This is a genomic window from Microbacterium sp. (genome assembly GCF_049661145.1).
Taxonomy (GTDB): Bacteria; Actinomycetota; Actinomycetes; order Actinomycetales; family Microbacteriaceae; genus Microbacterium.
Map to the genome: position 1 here is coordinate 1 of NZ_JBASZT010000146.1, position 14280 is coordinate 14280.

A 14280-nucleotide genomic window follows, 5' to 3' on the forward strand; every position below is an offset into this window, starting at 1 on the left:
GTCCGCGCGCGGGCCGATCCTGCCCCTGCTGCGCGCAGTCCACGCGGGAGACGACGGCGGAGACGTCCGCGGACTCGCCGGTACGGACCCCTGGGCGTGCTTGGAGATCGTACGCCTGCGGCCGCCCGAGGACCTGCGCTTCCTCGTGGGCTGGACGGGCGAGCCCGCGTCCACAGAACGCCTCGTCGGCGCCGTGGAACGCCGTACCAGGGCCGGTGCCGTCGACCAGCCCGGGTTCCTGCTGGATTCCCGCGCCTGTGTAAGCGGACTGTGGGACTCGCTCAGCCGCGGTGATGACGATGCCACGCTCGCGGCGGTGCACGCGTCGCGTCGTCTGCTGCAGCGGCTGGGAGACCAGGCGGGTCTTCAGATCGAGACCCCCCGGCTGGCGGCGCTGTGCGACGTCGCCGAGGCGGCCGGTGCCGCGGCGAAGCCGTCGGGAGCCGGCGGCGGCGACTGCGGCATCGTGTTGGCCCCCCGCGGAGCCGACATCCCCGGCATCCTGCGGGCATGGGAGGACCACGACATCCGTCACCTCACCCTGGGAGTGCATCCGGCTGAAGGGATGCTCCATGTCCGCTGAGCCCGTACCCGCTGAGTCCGCGTCTGCCGAGCGCAAGGACGACCACGTGCGTCTGGCCGCTGCGCAGTACGAGCGCAGCCCCGCGGACGAGCCGTTCGCGGACGTGTCCTTCGTCCACCACGCGTTGGCGGGCATCGACGAGGATCTCGTCGACCTGTCGGTGCAGGTGCTCGGCGCTCGCTGGTCATCGCCGCTGTACATCAATGCGATGACGGGGGGAACGGCCGAGACCGGACGCATCAACCGGGCGCTCGCGATCGCGGCGCGTGAGACGAGTGTGGCCCTCGCATCCGGCTCGGTCAGCATCGCGCTCGACGACCCCTCCGTCGCGGGCACGTTCCGCGTGCTGCGCGAGGAGAACCCGGACGGCTTCGTACTCGCCAACGTCGGGATCGAGCGCAGCGCCGACGATGCACGCCGAGCGGTCGACCTGCTGGGCGCCGACGCGCTGCAAGTGCACGTCAATGCTGTGCAGGAGACCGTCATGCCTGAAGGACGCCGTGCGTTCTCCTCGTGGCAGCGCTCGCTGGCGGCAATCGTCGCATCCGCCGAGGTTCCCGTCGTCGTCAAAGAGGTCGGTTTCGGTCTGAGCCCCGAGACGCTGACCCTCATCGCCGACCTCGGCGTCACCGGTGCCGACGTCGCGGGCCGCGGTGGGACCGATTTCGTGCGGGTGGAGAACGCGCGCCGCGCCGCGCACGACTACGACTATCTGATCGGGTGGGGCCAGAGCGCCGTCGCATGCCTGCTGGAAGCCCCGGAACGTTCCCCACAGCTGCTCGCCTCCGGCGGAGTGCGTACGCCACTGGACGTGGCGCGGGCGCTGGCGCTCGGAGCGCGGGCCGTCGGGGTGTCGGGCACCTTCCTGCGCGTCGTGCTCGACGGCGGTCCCGACGCACTGGTCACCCGGATCCGCCAGTGGCAGGAGCATCTGCGCGCACTGTGCGCGTTGCTGGGAGCGCCCGAGCCGGCGGCACTGGCGCGCGCTGACGTCATCGTGCGCGGGGCGACCGCTGAGTACTGTCGCGCGCGGGGCGTGAACCTCGCCCCGCTGGCCCATCGATCCGCTGCAGTGCCGACAGATCATGGCGGCGCACACGGGCAGATCCACGCAGAGAGGAGCCGGCATGACCGGTGAACTGACGACCCCTGTTCCCACTCGCTGGGTGGGACCGCTGCACCTGAGCGGTGACGTCGCGGGTGAGGTCGAGGTGCCTCTGGCGACGTACGAGTCGCCGCTGTGGCCGTCCGTGGGCCGGGGCGCGCGTCTGTCGCGCCTTGTACCCGACGGCATCCGCGTCAGCGTCGTCGACGAGCGGATGACGCGGTCCACGCTCTTCATCGCACCCACCGCCGCGGCGGCCGTCGCTGCGGGGCGCGACCTCGAGGATCGCATCGAGGAACTGGGAGCCGTCGTGCAGGACCGCAGCCGCCACGCACGGCTGATCGAGATCGACACCGAGGTCGTCGGGCATCTCCTGTTCGTGCGGTTCGCGCTCACGACCGGCGACGCGTCCGGCCACAACATGGTGACTCTCGCCGCCGAGGGTCTCATGGACCACATCCTGCGAGGACACCCGGAGCTGGCGTACGGCTCGATCTCGGGGAACTACTGCTCCGACAAGAAGGCGACCGCCGTCAACGGCATCCTCGGGCGCGGCCGCAGCGTCGTGGCCGAGATCGAGGTGCCCGCGGGGCTCGTCGTCGAGCAGCTGCGCTCCAGCGCCGACCGCATCGTCGCGCTCAACACGCGCAAGAACCTCGTGGGCTCCACGATCGCCGGTGCCCTCCGCTCGGCGAACGCGCACTACGCGAACATGCTCCTGGCCGTTTATCTCGCGACCGGTCAAGACGCCGCGAACATCGTCGAGGGTTCGCAGGGCATCACGTACGCGGAGCGGCGCGGCGAGGGCGACCTGCTGTTCTCGTGCACGCTGCCGAACCTCATCGTCGGCACCGTCGGCAACGGCAAAGACCTGCCGTTCGTCGAGGAGGCCCTCGAGAGAATGGGATGCCGGGATGCGGGGGCGCCGGGCTCGGGGGCGCGGCGCTTGGCAGGCATCGTCGCGGCGACGGTGCTGTGCGGCGAGCTGTCGCTGCTGGCGGCGCAGACGAACCAAGGCGAGCTGATGGCTTCGCACCTCGTGATGGAGCGGCGATCGGCGACGCAATCGTGAGCGCCGCGGCATCCGCGGGAGCCGGTACGCCCGCCCGGTTCGTGCTCGGTATCGACGATCTGTCGATCGCGACGACCAGCCGCGTGCTCGACCTGGGCGATCTCGCCGCCCACACCGGAGTCGACCCCGACAAGTTCCGCATCGGCCTCGGTCAGGACCAGATGGGCGTCCCGGCTGCCGACGAGGACATCGTGACGATGGCCGCCGCTGCGGCCGCGCCGATCATCGAGCGCCACGGCGCCGACCGGATCCGCAGCGTCCTGTTCGCGACGGAATCGGGTGTCGATCAGTCCAAGTCCGCCGCCGCGTTCGTCCACGAACTGCTGGAGCTGCCGGCATCCTGCCGCGTGGTCGAGTTCAAGCAGGCGTGCTACGGCGGGACGGCCGCGCTGCAGGCCGCACTGGGTATGGTTGCCCGCGAGCCGGACTCCGCCGTGCTGGTCATCGCGTCCGACATCGCGCGCTACGAGATCGACTCGGCCGCCGAGCCGACGCAAGGGGCAGCGGCCGTAGCAATGCTCGTGACCTCCGACCCGGGACTCGTCGAGGTCGAAGCGCCGACAGGTGTGTGGACCGAGGCGATCAACGACTTCTGGCGGCCCAACGACTGCAACACCGCACTCGTCGACGGCCGATTGTCGGTAGAGGCCTACATGAACGCGTTCGTCGGAGCGTGGGAGGACTACCGCAGCCGCGGCGGAGCGGATGCCGCCGACATCGCGTGGTGGTGCCACCATCAGCCCTTCACCCGTATGGCGCACAAGGCGCACCGCCACCTCGCGAGCCACCTCGGCATCGAGGCGGATCCCGCGCAGGTGGAGTCATCGACGCGGTACAACCGGCGGTTGGGCAACTCGTACACGGCGTCGCTGTTCGTCGCGCTCGGAGCTCTCCTGGACGGCGAAGAGGACCTCGCCGGGAAGCGCATCGGGATGTACAGCTACGGCTCCGGGAGCACCGGCGAGGTGTTCTCCGTCGTTGTGCAACCGGGATACCGGGACCTCACCCGCGCAGACGCGACGCGCGCAGCGCTGGAGGCACGCACACCGATCGCCGTCGCCGAATACCGCGAGCTCCATGTCACCGCGGCCCGAGGCTCGGGCGACGATGTGGCACTCCCCCTCCAGACGCCCGGGCCGTTCCGCTTCGCGGGGATCACCGGCAGCGCCCGTCGGTACGAGGTGCGGCCGGGCACGGCGTAGCGACGCCGCCGCACCAGGCAACACAGTGGTACAGCCTCGCGTCGCGCTACTCCGCGACGGGCTCGAGGACCCGCTCGGCGCGGATGGGGTGGCCCGGCGTCGTGAGGCACGTGCCGCTCGCGAGGTCCCACTTCCAGTCGTGCAGGGCGCACGTGAGCACGCCGTCCTCGATCCGGCCGGTCTTCGTGAGGTCGGCGCGCAGGTGGGGGCAGCGCCGCTGCACCGTCCAGTCGCCGATCTCGGCATCCTCGGTCTGGTCGCTCTGCTCGGCGTACCAGTTCTCGACGTACTCGATGCGGTCGCGCGAAAGGCATTTCAGGAACGTCGTCAGAAACTCATTGAACTTGCCGCTGCGCCCCACGTCGAACTGCATCGACAGGAAGATCGAGTTCGACCAGTCGATCTCGTGGTCGGCGATGTTGGTCGAGACGAGGTCGGCGGGGATCGTGTACCAGTAGATGCACTCCTCTCCCGCGTACTCGCGCACCTTCGCCTTGGGGAAGTCCACGACCATGTCGAGCTCACCGATGCGGAAGCGGACGTTGCCGCCGACGCCGGCGCGGATCGTCCGTGCCCGGCGCAGCAGCGGCTCCCACCAGGCCTTGATTTCCGCGAGCATCTGCTCGGGCGGCATGACAGCCGCGCGATGGGCGACCTCGGCATCCACCTCGTCCTGCCTGCTGTCACGCTGCGACGCGAGGTAGTCCCACTTGTCGTCGAAGACGCGGTCGATCTCCTCTTGCGTGTACAGAGTCTGCGTCACCTCGATCACGCCGTGGTCGAGGTCGACCTGCGTTCCGGGGACGAACTCGTAGCCCTTCTGCTCGGGACGCAGCTCGCGCATGTGGGCGAGGAACTGGCGCTGATCCGTGAAGATCGAGTCGTCCTCGAGGCCGTAGCCGTTGTAACGGAAGAGCTCCTCGCGCAGGAACATCGGCGGCCCCGCCATGGGGAACACGTGCTCGGCATCCACCTTCTCGATGTAGTACATCGCGCGCTTGTTCTGCGCGTCGCGCTTGAGTCTTGCGAAATGCTGCTTGGACTCCTGCGGCAGGTCGTAGACCATCGGCCACCAGATCGCCCCGGAGACCTGGGTGAAGTACGCGTCGGGCTTCGAGAACGACATCAGCCGCTCCAGATCCAGCGGGTGCGAATCGTTCTGGTTCAGGATGCTGGCGGTGCCGTCGTCGACGCTCAGCGAAGAGTCGCCGATGGGCCCGTCGCTGGGCGCCCGCAGCGGCGTCACCATGATCTTGAGGCCACCCGGGTACTCGAGCGGGAGGCCCGCCTGTGTGTACACGATGTTGTCGTAGCCGAGGGCGCGGAGGTCGACCTCGAGGTCGTCGGTGGGGTATTCCGGCAGGAGGACCGCGATGTCCTTCGGGACGTAGCGCTCCAGCACTCGCGGGTCGAAGTGGTCGCGATGGCGGTGCGAGATGTAGAGGAAGTCGGCCCGCCCGAACCGCTCCCAGTCGAGCGCGCGGTTGTCGGGGAACGGGAACCACGATCCGAAGAAGCTCGGCCCGATCACGGGGTCGCAGAGGATCGAACCACCCATCGTCTCGATGAACATTCCGGCGTGGCCAAGGCCTGTGATGCGCATGGGGGAACCTCCTGATCGGGCGAGATCGAGTCTACGGCGCGAGAAGATCGCGGATGTCGTCGGCCGTGAGACTGCGAGCGAGGGTGTCGTCGTCATCCATCACGGAGCGGAACAGCCGCGCCTTGCGTTGCTGCAGGGCGACCACCTTCTCCTCGATCGTCCCGCCGGAGATCAGCCGGTAGACGTTCACCGGTCGGGTCTGCCCGATGCGATGGGTGCGGTCGACGGCCTGAGCCTCGGCGGCGGGATTCCACCACGGGTCGAGGAGGAAGACGTAGTCGGCCTCGGTCAGGGTGAGCCCGAAGCCGCCGGCCTTGAGGCTGATGAGGAACACCGGCGCGTCGCTCTCGCGAAAGGCCTCGACGACCTCACCACGGCGACGCGTGGACCCGTCGAGGTATGCGTAGCGGATGCCGTGGGCTTCGAAGTCCGCCCGCACCAGATCGAGATAGGACGTGAACTGGCTGAACACCAGCGCGCGGTGTCCTTCGGCGACGAGTTCGCCGAGCTTCTCGCGCAGGGCGTCGAGTTTCGCGGAGCGGATGCCGGCGGTGCCGGCGCCGGCATGCGCACCGCCCACGTCCACGAGCGCAGGGGCGAGCGCGAGCAGGCGCAGCAGCGTCAGCGAGCGGAACACGATGAAGCGGTTGCGGTCGAGGTCTTCGAGGAGCCCCAGGACCTTCGCCCGCTCGCGCTGCAGCACCCGGTCGTAGACGGCGCGGTGCGCGGGGCTCAGCTCCACGGTGAGCACCTGTTCCTGCCGCTCGGGCAGCTCCGGGGCGACGCTCTCCTTCGTGCGGCGCAGGACGAACGGGCGGATGTGGCTGCGCAGCCGAGCGAGCCGCCGCTCGCGGTAGGGGCCGCCCTCCTCGTTCTCGGGCACCTTTCCCTGCTCGATCGGCTTGACATACTCCTCGCGGAATTTGCGGGACGAGGGGAACAGACCCGAGCAGGTGAGCGAGAGCAGCGCCCACAGATCGGTGAGCGAGTTCTCCAGCGGCGTACCCGTCACCGCGAGCACGATGTCGGCACGCAGCTGCAGGACGGCCTGGTGCAGTCGGGTGCGCGGATTCTTGACGAACTGCGCCTCGTCGAGGACGATCCCGGCCCACTCGACGGCCGTGAAGCGCTCCTCATCGAGCCGCAGCAGCGTGTACGAGGTCACGACGATGTCGGCGTCGTCGCGGTCGCCTGGAATCGCGCTGCGGCGCTTCGACGTCGTTTCGACGACCTTCACCCGCAGGCCCGGGGTAAACCGCGCCGCCTCCTCTTGCCAGGTCGCCAGCACGGAGGTCGGAGCGAGCACGAGGAACGGCCGGCGCTCTCCCTCCGCCCGACTCTCGACGGCGTACGCGATCAGTGTGAGTACCTGGACCGTCTTGCCGAGTCCCATGTCGTCGGCGAGGATGCCCCCGAGCCCGTGGCGCCACCACAGCGCGAGGCGTTCGAACCCCTCCTGCTGGTACGGACGTAGCTGCGCGTGCAGCCCCCGCGGCGGCGCGATTGCGCCGGCCTTCTCGGGCCGCGACGCTGCGAAAGCCCGCGCGGCTTCGCGCCACGCCACGGCGGGCTCGGCCTGGTCGGCGAGGTCCTCGAAGTCCTCCCACAGCGCCAGCTGGTAGCGGCTGATCCGCGGACCCGCCTCCCATTCGGGCAGCTCCCCCGCCTCGGCGATCAGGTCCCGCAGCCGGTCGAGCGCCGGGTGCGCGAGCGAGAAGTAGCGGCCATCGGCGAGCAGGAGCTTCTTCTCGCGCTTCGCGAGCGCCGTGAACAGCGGGGTGAACGGGATGCGGCGCCCGTCGACCTCGACGATGATCGCGAGGTCGAACCAGTCGGCATCCGTCGTCTCGACGGTCTTCACGGTGATACGCGGGTCGCCGAGGAGTTCGCGATGGTCACCGCTGCGCTCGACCGCCTCGACGGTCACGACGGGAGCGGGCAGGACGACGCCCGGGCCCGCGACGACGGCGCTGTCCGCTGCGAGCAGGGGGTAGGCCTGCGCGAAGAACTCCGACGTCTCGGCCCGGGGCACGGTCAGCTTCCGTCCCGTGGCGAGGAGGTCGTGGAGTGCGTCACCGAGCGGAGCAGGGGCGAGCGTGAGCCGGATGTCATCGGCACCGCTCCCGCCGTGGATCTCTGCGCGGTACACGCCGGAATGCCCGATGGGACGCACGACCGCGGCGACCGCGCGGTTGCCTGCGATCGCGACCGTCGGCGCGACGTCGAGGTCGCCGGCATCCGTCCGCGAGATCTCGATGGCGACCTCGGCGGCCGGCGCAAGGGCGACGGCCTGGTTCTTCGCCGTCGCAACGAGCGGGATGCCGAGGACTCGCGCTGCCGTCAGGTGCGGCCACAGGAGGTCGGACTCGACGGTATCGAGCGTGATCCACTCCGAGTCGTCGCGGACGACTCCCAGCACGCGCGTGTCGTGGGCAATGCCGAACAGCGTCGTGAACCACCGCAGCTGGTCGCGCGGGTGGCGCATCGCCGAGCGGCGCAGCGCGTCCCACGAGACGTCGGAGCGGATCCAGGCGCCGGTGCGGTCGCTGCGCACGAGCGGCCGCAGCCCCACCGAGACGTCGTGCGTTGCCGCCGTCTCGAGCGAGCGCGCCGTCGCGGTCTGCACGCGGCGCGGCCCCCAGTGCACCGCCTCTTCCCTCGACTGGCGCACCCGCAGCTCGATACCGAGCGCGAGCGGCACGCTGCCCTCGTCTCGCCTGCTGGTGAGGACGCTCCGCCAGTCGGCGTCGTGCACCGGATCAGGACGTGCGGGCGATGCGGGCGAGGACGCCGTGGACGAAGGCCCCGGAGTCGTCCGTGGAGTACTCCTTCGCCAGCTCCACCGCTTCATCGATGGCGACGGCGGCGGGAACCTCGTCGTTGAACAGCAGCTCCCAGGTCGCCAGGCGCAGGATCGCGCGGTCGACCGCCGGCATCCGCTCGAGCTTCCAATCGCGCGCGTTGGTGACGATCTGTTCGTCGATCTCGTCGCGGTTGTCGACGACGCCATCGACGATCTCGCGCGCGTACAGCCACGACGCTTCGCGGGCGGGCTCGCTCGCGGCGCGCTTGGCCTCGGCGGCGAGGGTCACCGGCAACTCGTCGCCGCGGACGTCGGCCTGGAAGAGGATGTCGAGCGCGCGCTTGCGCGCCTTGGAGCGGGCGCTCATGTCGCAGAACCTTCGGCTCAGTTCACGCGGCCGAGGTAGTCACCCGTGCGGGTGTCGACCTTGACCTTGGTGCCGGTCTCGAGGAACAGCGGCACCTGGATCTCGTACCCGGTCTCCACCGTCGCCGGCTTCGTGCCCGCCGACGAGCGGTCGCCCTGCAGGCCCGGCTCGGTGTAGGTGATCTCCAGGATCACGGATGCCGGGAGCTCGATGTACAGCGGGTTGCCGTTGTTGAGGGCGATCTGCACCTGCTGGTTCTCGAGCAGGAAGTTCGCCGCGTCGCCGACCGTGGCAGCTCCCACCGTGATCTGGTCGTAGTCGGCGACATCCATGAACACGAAGCCGTCGCCGTCGTTGTACAGGTATGTGAAGTCGCGGCGGTCGACGTTCTCGATCTCGACCTTGGCGCCCGCGTTGAACGTCCGGTCGACGACCTTGCCGGTCAGGACATTCTTGAGCTTGGTGCGCACGAACGCACCACCCTTGCCGGGCTTGACGTGCTGAAACTCCACAACACTCCAGAGCTGTCCGTCGATGTTGAGGACGACGCCGTTGCGGATGTCTGCGGTCGATGCCATTTTTGTGGAGTTCCGTTCGTTGTCTCAGTCGCCGCGCAGGTGTTCCGCGGCCGGAAAGCAGAGGGGCGAAGAAAGGCCCGACGCACGATTCTACGCGATCGGCGCTGTCAGCCCTCGGCGAGACCGGTGATGGCCGCGATCAGCAGTTCGGTGGCGCGCGCGTAGCCTGCGACGCCCTCGCCGATCACGTGCACGATCGCGACGTCGCCGACGTACGAGAAGTGGCGGAACTGCTCGCGCTCGTACACGTTCGAGATGTGCACCTCGGCGACCGGCAGTGCGACGCCCGACAGCGCGTCGCGCAGGACGACCGAGGTGTGCGTAAGTCCCCCGGGGTTGATGACGATGCCGGCGCAGTCCTCACGCGCCGCATGGATCGCGTCGATCAGCACGCCCTCGTGGTTGCTCTGGATCGCCCTCACCTCGTAGCCGCGGTCTGCGGCGGCATCCGCCACGATCCGCTCCACGTCGGCCAGAGTCTCGTGCCCGTAGACGTCCGGTTCGCGGATGCCGAGGAGATTGAGGTTCGGACCGTTGACGAGCAGCAGGCGGCGTGAGTGCGACACGTCAGCACCCTACCTCTCCGGCTTCGGGTGCCCGCGACGTCGCGCGATCGCCGCGCCGACGGTCAGTTGCTCGTGCTGCGCGCTCCTGCTCGCCTCCGCACGCAGTCGATCACGCTCTTGCCGGTGATGGTGCCAGACGCCGCTGCGGGGAACGGGTTCGGCTCCACGGAAGAGCATCTTCATCGTCGGGTGCTCGGGAACCGCGTGTACGTCACGCGCGATCGTGGATTGTGGCATGCCGACCAGGTCACCGAGGTCGCGTTGGCTGAGATCGCCCAGCCGCCGGCTGCGCCGGACATATCCCGATGCATCGAACCGGGGCAGCGGTCGGGCGGGGTTGTGAGTTTCGCTGTGAGTTTCGCTCATGCCGACAGCCTGCTCCAGGCCTCGGACACGCCTTGCCGAGACAACCGCCGTGGCATTGCGCCCCGCCCGATCCCTCTCTCGGCCATGGTCACGCACTGATGCTCCCAGAGCATCAAGATGTGAGGACCACTCACGCACTGATGCTCCCAGAGCATCAAGATGTGACTGTCGCGAGCGGAAGCACCCGAATGCCCGAGCGCGGGCCGCGGAGAGAGCGATCTGCGCCGCGCTACGGGCGGCTGTCGCGGTGCGACTCGCGGCGCATCACGAGCTCGGGGCCGATGACGCTCGTGAAGTGCTCGCCGGTCGGGGTGAAACCGAGCTTGTGATACGCCGCTCGTGCGCGGGCGTTGTGCTCGTGCACGTCGAGGGTCAGCGCGTCGGCACCATGCGACGCCGCCCAATGCGCAGCCGCATCGACCAGCGCGTCGAGCACGCCACTGCCGCGATGCTCTGGCCGCACGAACACGCCCACCACGTCGGCACGCGGGGCGTCGACAGCGCGCCCCAGATGATCCTCGGCACCCGCGTCGCGCAGCAGCACGGTCACCGTGCCGATCCACCTGTCGGCGACCGAAGCGAGCGATGCCACGAACTGCGCCGCCTGGTCGCTGAGTGCCGCGCGGGCGGCACGCTCTTGCCAGAACGCGTCGTCGCGCGCGAGTTCCTCATCACGGGTCGACAGGAAGGCGACGCGCGCAGCGGGGTCACTCACCGCGTCGATGCGCAGGTCACGGATCTCCCGCCACTCGTGAAGGTGAACCCGCCGTACGGCGAGGGCCGCGGTCACTGCGCGACTTCTTGGTACGCGGCGAACAGCAGGGATTCGTCGGGGGCTTGCAGCACGGTGGGCTTGGCGATGTCGTCGAGCACGATGAAGCGCAGCATCGATCCGCGGGTCTTCTTGTCGCGCTGCATCGTCGCGAGCAGCTGCGACCACGCGCCCGCGCGGTACGACGTCGGCAGGCCCAGCAGTTCGAGGATGTCGCGGTGGCGCTGCGCCGCGGCATCCGGCAGCCGTCCGGCGAGGCGCGAGAGCTCGGCTGCGAAGAGCATCCCGACCGAGACGGCGGCGCCGTGGCGCCACTGGTAGCGCTCGGCGTGCTCGATCGCGTGCCCGAGCGTGTGCCCGTAGTTGAGCACTTCGCGAAGGCCCGCTTCGCGGAGGTCCTCCCCCACGACGCGCGCCTTCATCTGAATCGCCAGCTCCATGCAGCGCCGAAACGCTGCCGAGTGCGGGTCGACGACAGCCTCGGGGTCGGCCTCGATGAGGTCGAGGATCTCGGGGTACCAGATGAAGCCCGCCTTGACGACCTCGGCGAAGCCGGCGACGCGCTCGTTGCGGCTCAGCGTGTCCAGCAACTCCAGGTCGCATACGACGGCCCGCGGCGGCCAGAACGCTCCGACCAGGTTCTTGCCTTCGTTGGTGTTGATCCCGGTCTTGCCGCCGACCGCGGCATCCACCATTGCGAGCACGGTCGTCGGCACCTGGACGACCGCGACGCCGCGCAGCCACGTCGCCGCGACGAAGCCGGCAAGGTCGGTGACCGCTCCCCCACCGAAGCCGACGACGGCATCCGTGCGGGTGAAATCCGCCTGACCCATCACCTGCCAGCAGAAGGCGGCGACCTCGACGCGCTTACCCTGCTCGGCGTCGGGAACCTCGGCCAGCAGCACCTGCCGCTGCCCGTCCGCGAGCAGCAACTCGCGCAGCGCGGCCGCCTTCTCGGCCAGCGTCGGCGGGTGGACGACGAGCACACGACGCGCCTCGGGCGGCAGGGCATGGGCGACGAGCGAGAGGATGCCGTGGCCGATCGTGATGTCGTAGGGCTGATCTCCCGCGACGGAGATGACGGTCGTATCGGTGGTCCCGGTCATGCGTTCTCTCCTGCCGGTCGTGATTCCGCCTGTCGAGCCCATGCCGCGACGGCGTCGACGACCTGCTGCAGCGGGCCCGTGGAGGTGTCGAAGACGACATCGGCGACGCTCTCGTAGACGGGACGGCGAGCCGCATGGATCTCATGCCAGCGCGCCACCGGGTCCCCATCTTGCAGCAGCGGGCGCGAGCCGCCGCCGATGCGCGCCGCGACGTTGCGCGGTGCGACGGTCAGCAGCACGACCCGGTGCGCGGCGAGGTCCCGCTGGGTCTCGGGATGCAGCACGGCACCGCCGCCGAGCGCGACGACCCCGCCGCGCTCAAGCGCCTCGGCCACCGCCGCGCGCTCCACCTCACGAAAGTACGGTTCGCCGTGCTCGGCGAAGATGCGATCGATCGGTCCGTGCTCCCGCACGATGGCAGCGTCACTGTCGGTGAAGGTCGTCCCCAGCAGCTTCGCGAGCCGCTTGCCGATGCTCGTCTTGCCGGCGCCCATCGGGCCGACGAGGACGAGGGCCGGCCCGGTCATCCGAGCGTATCGTCGGCGTCGGACGCCGTTCGGAGGGTCGCCGGGATCGCCGAAAGGTAGCCGTCGAGGTTGCGGCGCGTCTCGACGACGCTGTCGCCGCCGAACTTCTCCAGAAGCGCCTCAGCGAGCACGATGGCGACCATCGCCTCAGCGACGACACCGGCCGCCGGAACGGCGCAGACGTCGGAGCGCTGGTGGTGGGCGGTCGCCGCCTCGCCGGTTACGACGTCGATCGTCCGCAGCGCATGAGGCACCGTCGCGATGGGCTTCATGCCCGCGCGCACCCGCAGCACCGTGCCGGTGGACATGCCGCCCTCGGTACCGCCGGCCTTGTCTGACAGGCGCGTGATCCCGGCGGATGCTGCGACCAGCTCGTCGTGCGCGGCGGACCCCCGCCGGCGCGTCGTCTCGAACCCGTCGCCCACCTCGACGCCCTTGATCGCCTGAATCGACATCAGCGCCTGCGCGAGCTTGCCGTCCAGGCGCCGGTCCCACTGCACGTGCGATCCGAGCCCCGGCGGCACCCCGTAGGCGAGCACTTCCACGATGCCACCGAGCGTGTCGCCGTCCTTCTTGGCGGCATCCACTTCAGCGACCATCCGCGCCGACGTCGCCGGATCGAAGCACCGCAGCGGATCGGCGTCGAGCGCATCGACGTCGCCGGGCGTGGGCAGCGGCGCCGGCTCGGGCACCTGCACGGGACCGATCGACAGCGTGTGGCTGACGAGCGTGACCCCGAGCTCACCGAGGAATGCGCGCGCAATCGCGCCGAGCGCGACGCGGGCCGCCGTCTCGCGGGCGCTCGCGCGCTCGAGGATCGGCCGGGCCTCGTCGAAGCCGTACTTCTGCATGCCCACGAGGTCGGCGTGGCCCGGACGCGGACGCGTCAACGCTGCGCCGCGGCCACGGGATTTCTCGGTCAGTTCCACCGGCTCGGCGCTCATGACCTCGGTCCACTTGGGCCATTCGGTGTTGCCGATCCGCAGTGCGATGGGGCTGCCGATCGTGTAGCCGTGGCGGACGCCCGCCGAGAGAGTGAGTTCGTCTTCCTCGAACTTCATGCGCGAGCCGCGGCCGTAGCCGAGCTTGCGGCGCGCAAGGTCCGCCTGGATCGCGGCGCGTGAAACAGGAACGCCGGCCGGCAGGCCCTCCATGAAGGCGACGAGTTCGGGGCCGTGCGATTCGCCGGCCGTGAGCACGCGGAGCATTCGTCTAGTCTCCCATGAGCGCTGCGCGCATGACCGCCACGACGTCCTCTTCGTCGGGGAGCGGCTCGGTCACCTCGCCCGTCGCGAACGCCCGAATCTGCAGTACCGCCTGGCGCAGCAGCATGCCCCTGCCGTCGACAGCGCGCCCGCCGGCGCGCTGCCAGGCATCGGCGAGCACGGTCGGCCAGTGTCCGTAGACGACGTCGTACAGCAGTCCCCCGCCCCCCACGAGCGCATCGGTGGTCGCGACGTCGAGCGAGGCTCCGCCCGGCAGCGTAGAGACGGTGAGCGGGACGGATGCCGGGGCCACGGCATCCGGCGCGGTCACCTCCACCCGAAGGCCGAGGTGTGCGCCGAGGCGAGCGAGTCCGGCGGCGGCGTCCGGCCGGCGCGCCACGACATCGACGCGGTCGGCTCCGAGC

At 69.8% G+C, this 14280-nt stretch carries 13 protein-coding genes and 2 pseudogenes; 4 read left to right on the plus strand and 11 right to left on the minus strand.

The window, feature by feature from the left end; genetic code table 11:
• The 4 genes and pseudogenes from WBP48_RS06555 to WBP48_RS06570 all read left to right on the plus strand — a co-directional run.
• A pseudogene (locus tag WBP48_RS06555) lies at positions 1-583 on the plus strand (hypothetical protein); the annotation flags it as partial.
• On the plus strand, positions 573-1721 hold the full coding sequence (gene fni, locus WBP48_RS06560; protein ID WP_424437867.1) for a type 2 isopentenyl-diphosphate Delta-isomerase: 1149 nt from the start codon (positions 573-575) through the stop codon (positions 1719-1721). The pseudogene WBP48_RS06555 and the gene fni, both read left to right, overlap by 11 nt.
• The gene (locus tag WBP48_RS06565; protein ID WP_424437870.1) at positions 1711-2760 is read left to right on the plus strand and encodes a hydroxymethylglutaryl-CoA reductase; all 1050 of its coding nucleotides are present in this window, start codon (positions 1711-1713) and stop codon (positions 2758-2760) included. The genes fni and WBP48_RS06565 overlap by 11 nt, the downstream gene beginning before the upstream one ends.
• Positions 2757-3962: a hydroxymethylglutaryl-CoA synthase gene (locus WBP48_RS06570; protein WP_424437873.1), complete on the plus strand. Its 1206-nt coding sequence runs from the start codon at positions 2757-2759 to the stop codon at positions 3960-3962. Before WBP48_RS06565 ends, WBP48_RS06570 begins: the two co-directional genes overlap by 4 nt.
• 46 nt (positions 3963-4008) lie before the next feature.
• On the opposite strand, the gene WBP48_RS06575 is transcribed toward WBP48_RS06570, so the two are convergent.
• From WBP48_RS06575 to WBP48_RS06625, 11 genes and pseudogenes are all read right to left on the minus strand, one after another.
• Positions 4009-5565 (minus strand): Rieske 2Fe-2S domain-containing protein, encoded by a 1557-nt coding sequence (locus WBP48_RS06575; protein ID WP_424437876.1) that lies wholly within the window; start codon positions 5563-5565, stop codon positions 4009-4011.
• Between the two features lie 31 nt (positions 5566-5596).
• Positions 5597-8320 (minus strand): DEAD/DEAH box helicase, encoded by a 2724-nt coding sequence (locus tag WBP48_RS06580; protein WP_424437879.1) that lies wholly within the window; start codon positions 8318-8320, stop codon positions 5597-5599.
• A gap of 4 nt (positions 8321-8324) precedes the next feature.
• Positions 8325-8735: a transcription antitermination factor NusB gene (gene nusB, locus WBP48_RS06585; protein WP_424437882.1), complete on the minus strand. Its 411-nt coding sequence runs from the start codon at positions 8733-8735 to the stop codon at positions 8325-8327.
• Positions 8736-8752: 17 nt separating this feature from the next.
• Positions 8753-9313 (minus strand): elongation factor P, encoded by a 561-nt coding sequence (efp, locus tag WBP48_RS06590; RefSeq protein ID WP_424437885.1) that lies wholly within the window; start codon positions 9311-9313, stop codon positions 8753-8755.
• Between the two features lie 107 nt (positions 9314-9420).
• Positions 9421-9879, minus strand: coding sequence for a type II 3-dehydroquinate dehydratase (locus WBP48_RS06595; protein ID WP_424437888.1), 459 nt, complete (start codon positions 9877-9879; stop codon positions 9421-9423).
• A gap of 9 nt (positions 9880-9888) precedes the next feature.
• A complete protein-coding gene (locus WBP48_RS06600; protein WP_424437891.1) occupies positions 9889-10245 on the minus strand; it encodes a hypothetical protein in 357 nt (118 codons plus the stop codon).
• 229 nt (positions 10246-10474) lie between these two features.
• Complete coding sequence (locus WBP48_RS06605) at positions 10475-11035, minus strand: GNAT family N-acetyltransferase (RefSeq protein WP_424437894.1); 561 nt, start codon at positions 11033-11035, stop codon at positions 10475-10477.
• On the minus strand, positions 11032-12123 hold the full coding sequence (aroB, locus tag WBP48_RS06610; protein ID WP_424437897.1) for a 3-dehydroquinate synthase: 1092 nt from the start codon (positions 12121-12123) through the stop codon (positions 11032-11034). The genes WBP48_RS06605 and aroB overlap by 4 nt, the downstream gene beginning before the upstream one ends.
• Positions 12120-12650 (minus strand): shikimate kinase, encoded by a 531-nt coding sequence (locus WBP48_RS06615; protein WP_424437900.1) that lies wholly within the window; start codon positions 12648-12650, stop codon positions 12120-12122. The genes aroB and WBP48_RS06615 overlap by 4 nt, the downstream gene beginning before the upstream one ends.
• Positions 12647-13858, minus strand: coding sequence for a chorismate synthase (gene aroC / locus WBP48_RS06620; protein WP_424437903.1), 1212 nt, complete (start codon positions 13856-13858; stop codon positions 12647-12649). The genes WBP48_RS06615 and aroC overlap by 4 nt, the downstream gene beginning before the upstream one ends.
• Positions 13859-13862: 4 nt before the next feature.
• A pseudogene (locus tag WBP48_RS06625) lies at positions 13863-14280 on the minus strand (shikimate dehydrogenase); the annotation flags it as partial.

What these genes read in the sequence shown, in the direction of transcription:
- WBP48_RS06600 (WP_424437891.1), bottom strand. Translation starts at nt 10,245, where the DNA reads ATGAGCGAAACTCACAGCGAAACTCACAACCCCGCCCGACCGCTGCCC.
- fni (WP_424437867.1), top strand. Translation starts at nt 573, where the DNA reads ATGTCCGCTGAGCCCGTACCCGCTGAGTCCGCGTCTGCCGAGCGCAAG.
- aroB (WP_424437897.1), bottom strand. Translation starts at nt 12,123, where the DNA reads ATGACCGGGACCACCGATACGACCGTCATCTCCGTCGCGGGAGATCAG.
- WBP48_RS06615 (WP_424437900.1), bottom strand. Translation starts at nt 12,650, where the DNA reads ATGACCGGGCCGGCCCTCGTCCTCGTCGGCCCGATGGGCGCCGGCAAG.
- efp (WP_424437885.1), bottom strand. Translation starts at nt 9,313, where the DNA reads ATGGCATCGACCGCAGACATCCGCAACGGCGTCGTCCTCAACATCGAC.
- aroC (WP_424437903.1), bottom strand. Translation starts at nt 13,858, where the DNA reads ATGCTCCGCGTGCTCACGGCCGGCGAATCGCACGGCCCCGAACTCGTC.
- WBP48_RS06565 (WP_424437870.1), top strand. Translation starts at nt 1,711, where the DNA reads ATGACCGGTGAACTGACGACCCCTGTTCCCACTCGCTGGGTGGGACCG.
- WBP48_RS06575 (WP_424437876.1), bottom strand. Translation starts at nt 5,565, where the DNA reads ATGCGCATCACAGGCCTTGGCCACGCCGGAATGTTCATCGAGACGATG.
- nusB (WP_424437882.1), bottom strand. Translation starts at nt 8,735, where the DNA reads ATGAGCGCCCGCTCCAAGGCGCGCAAGCGCGCGCTCGACATCCTCTTC.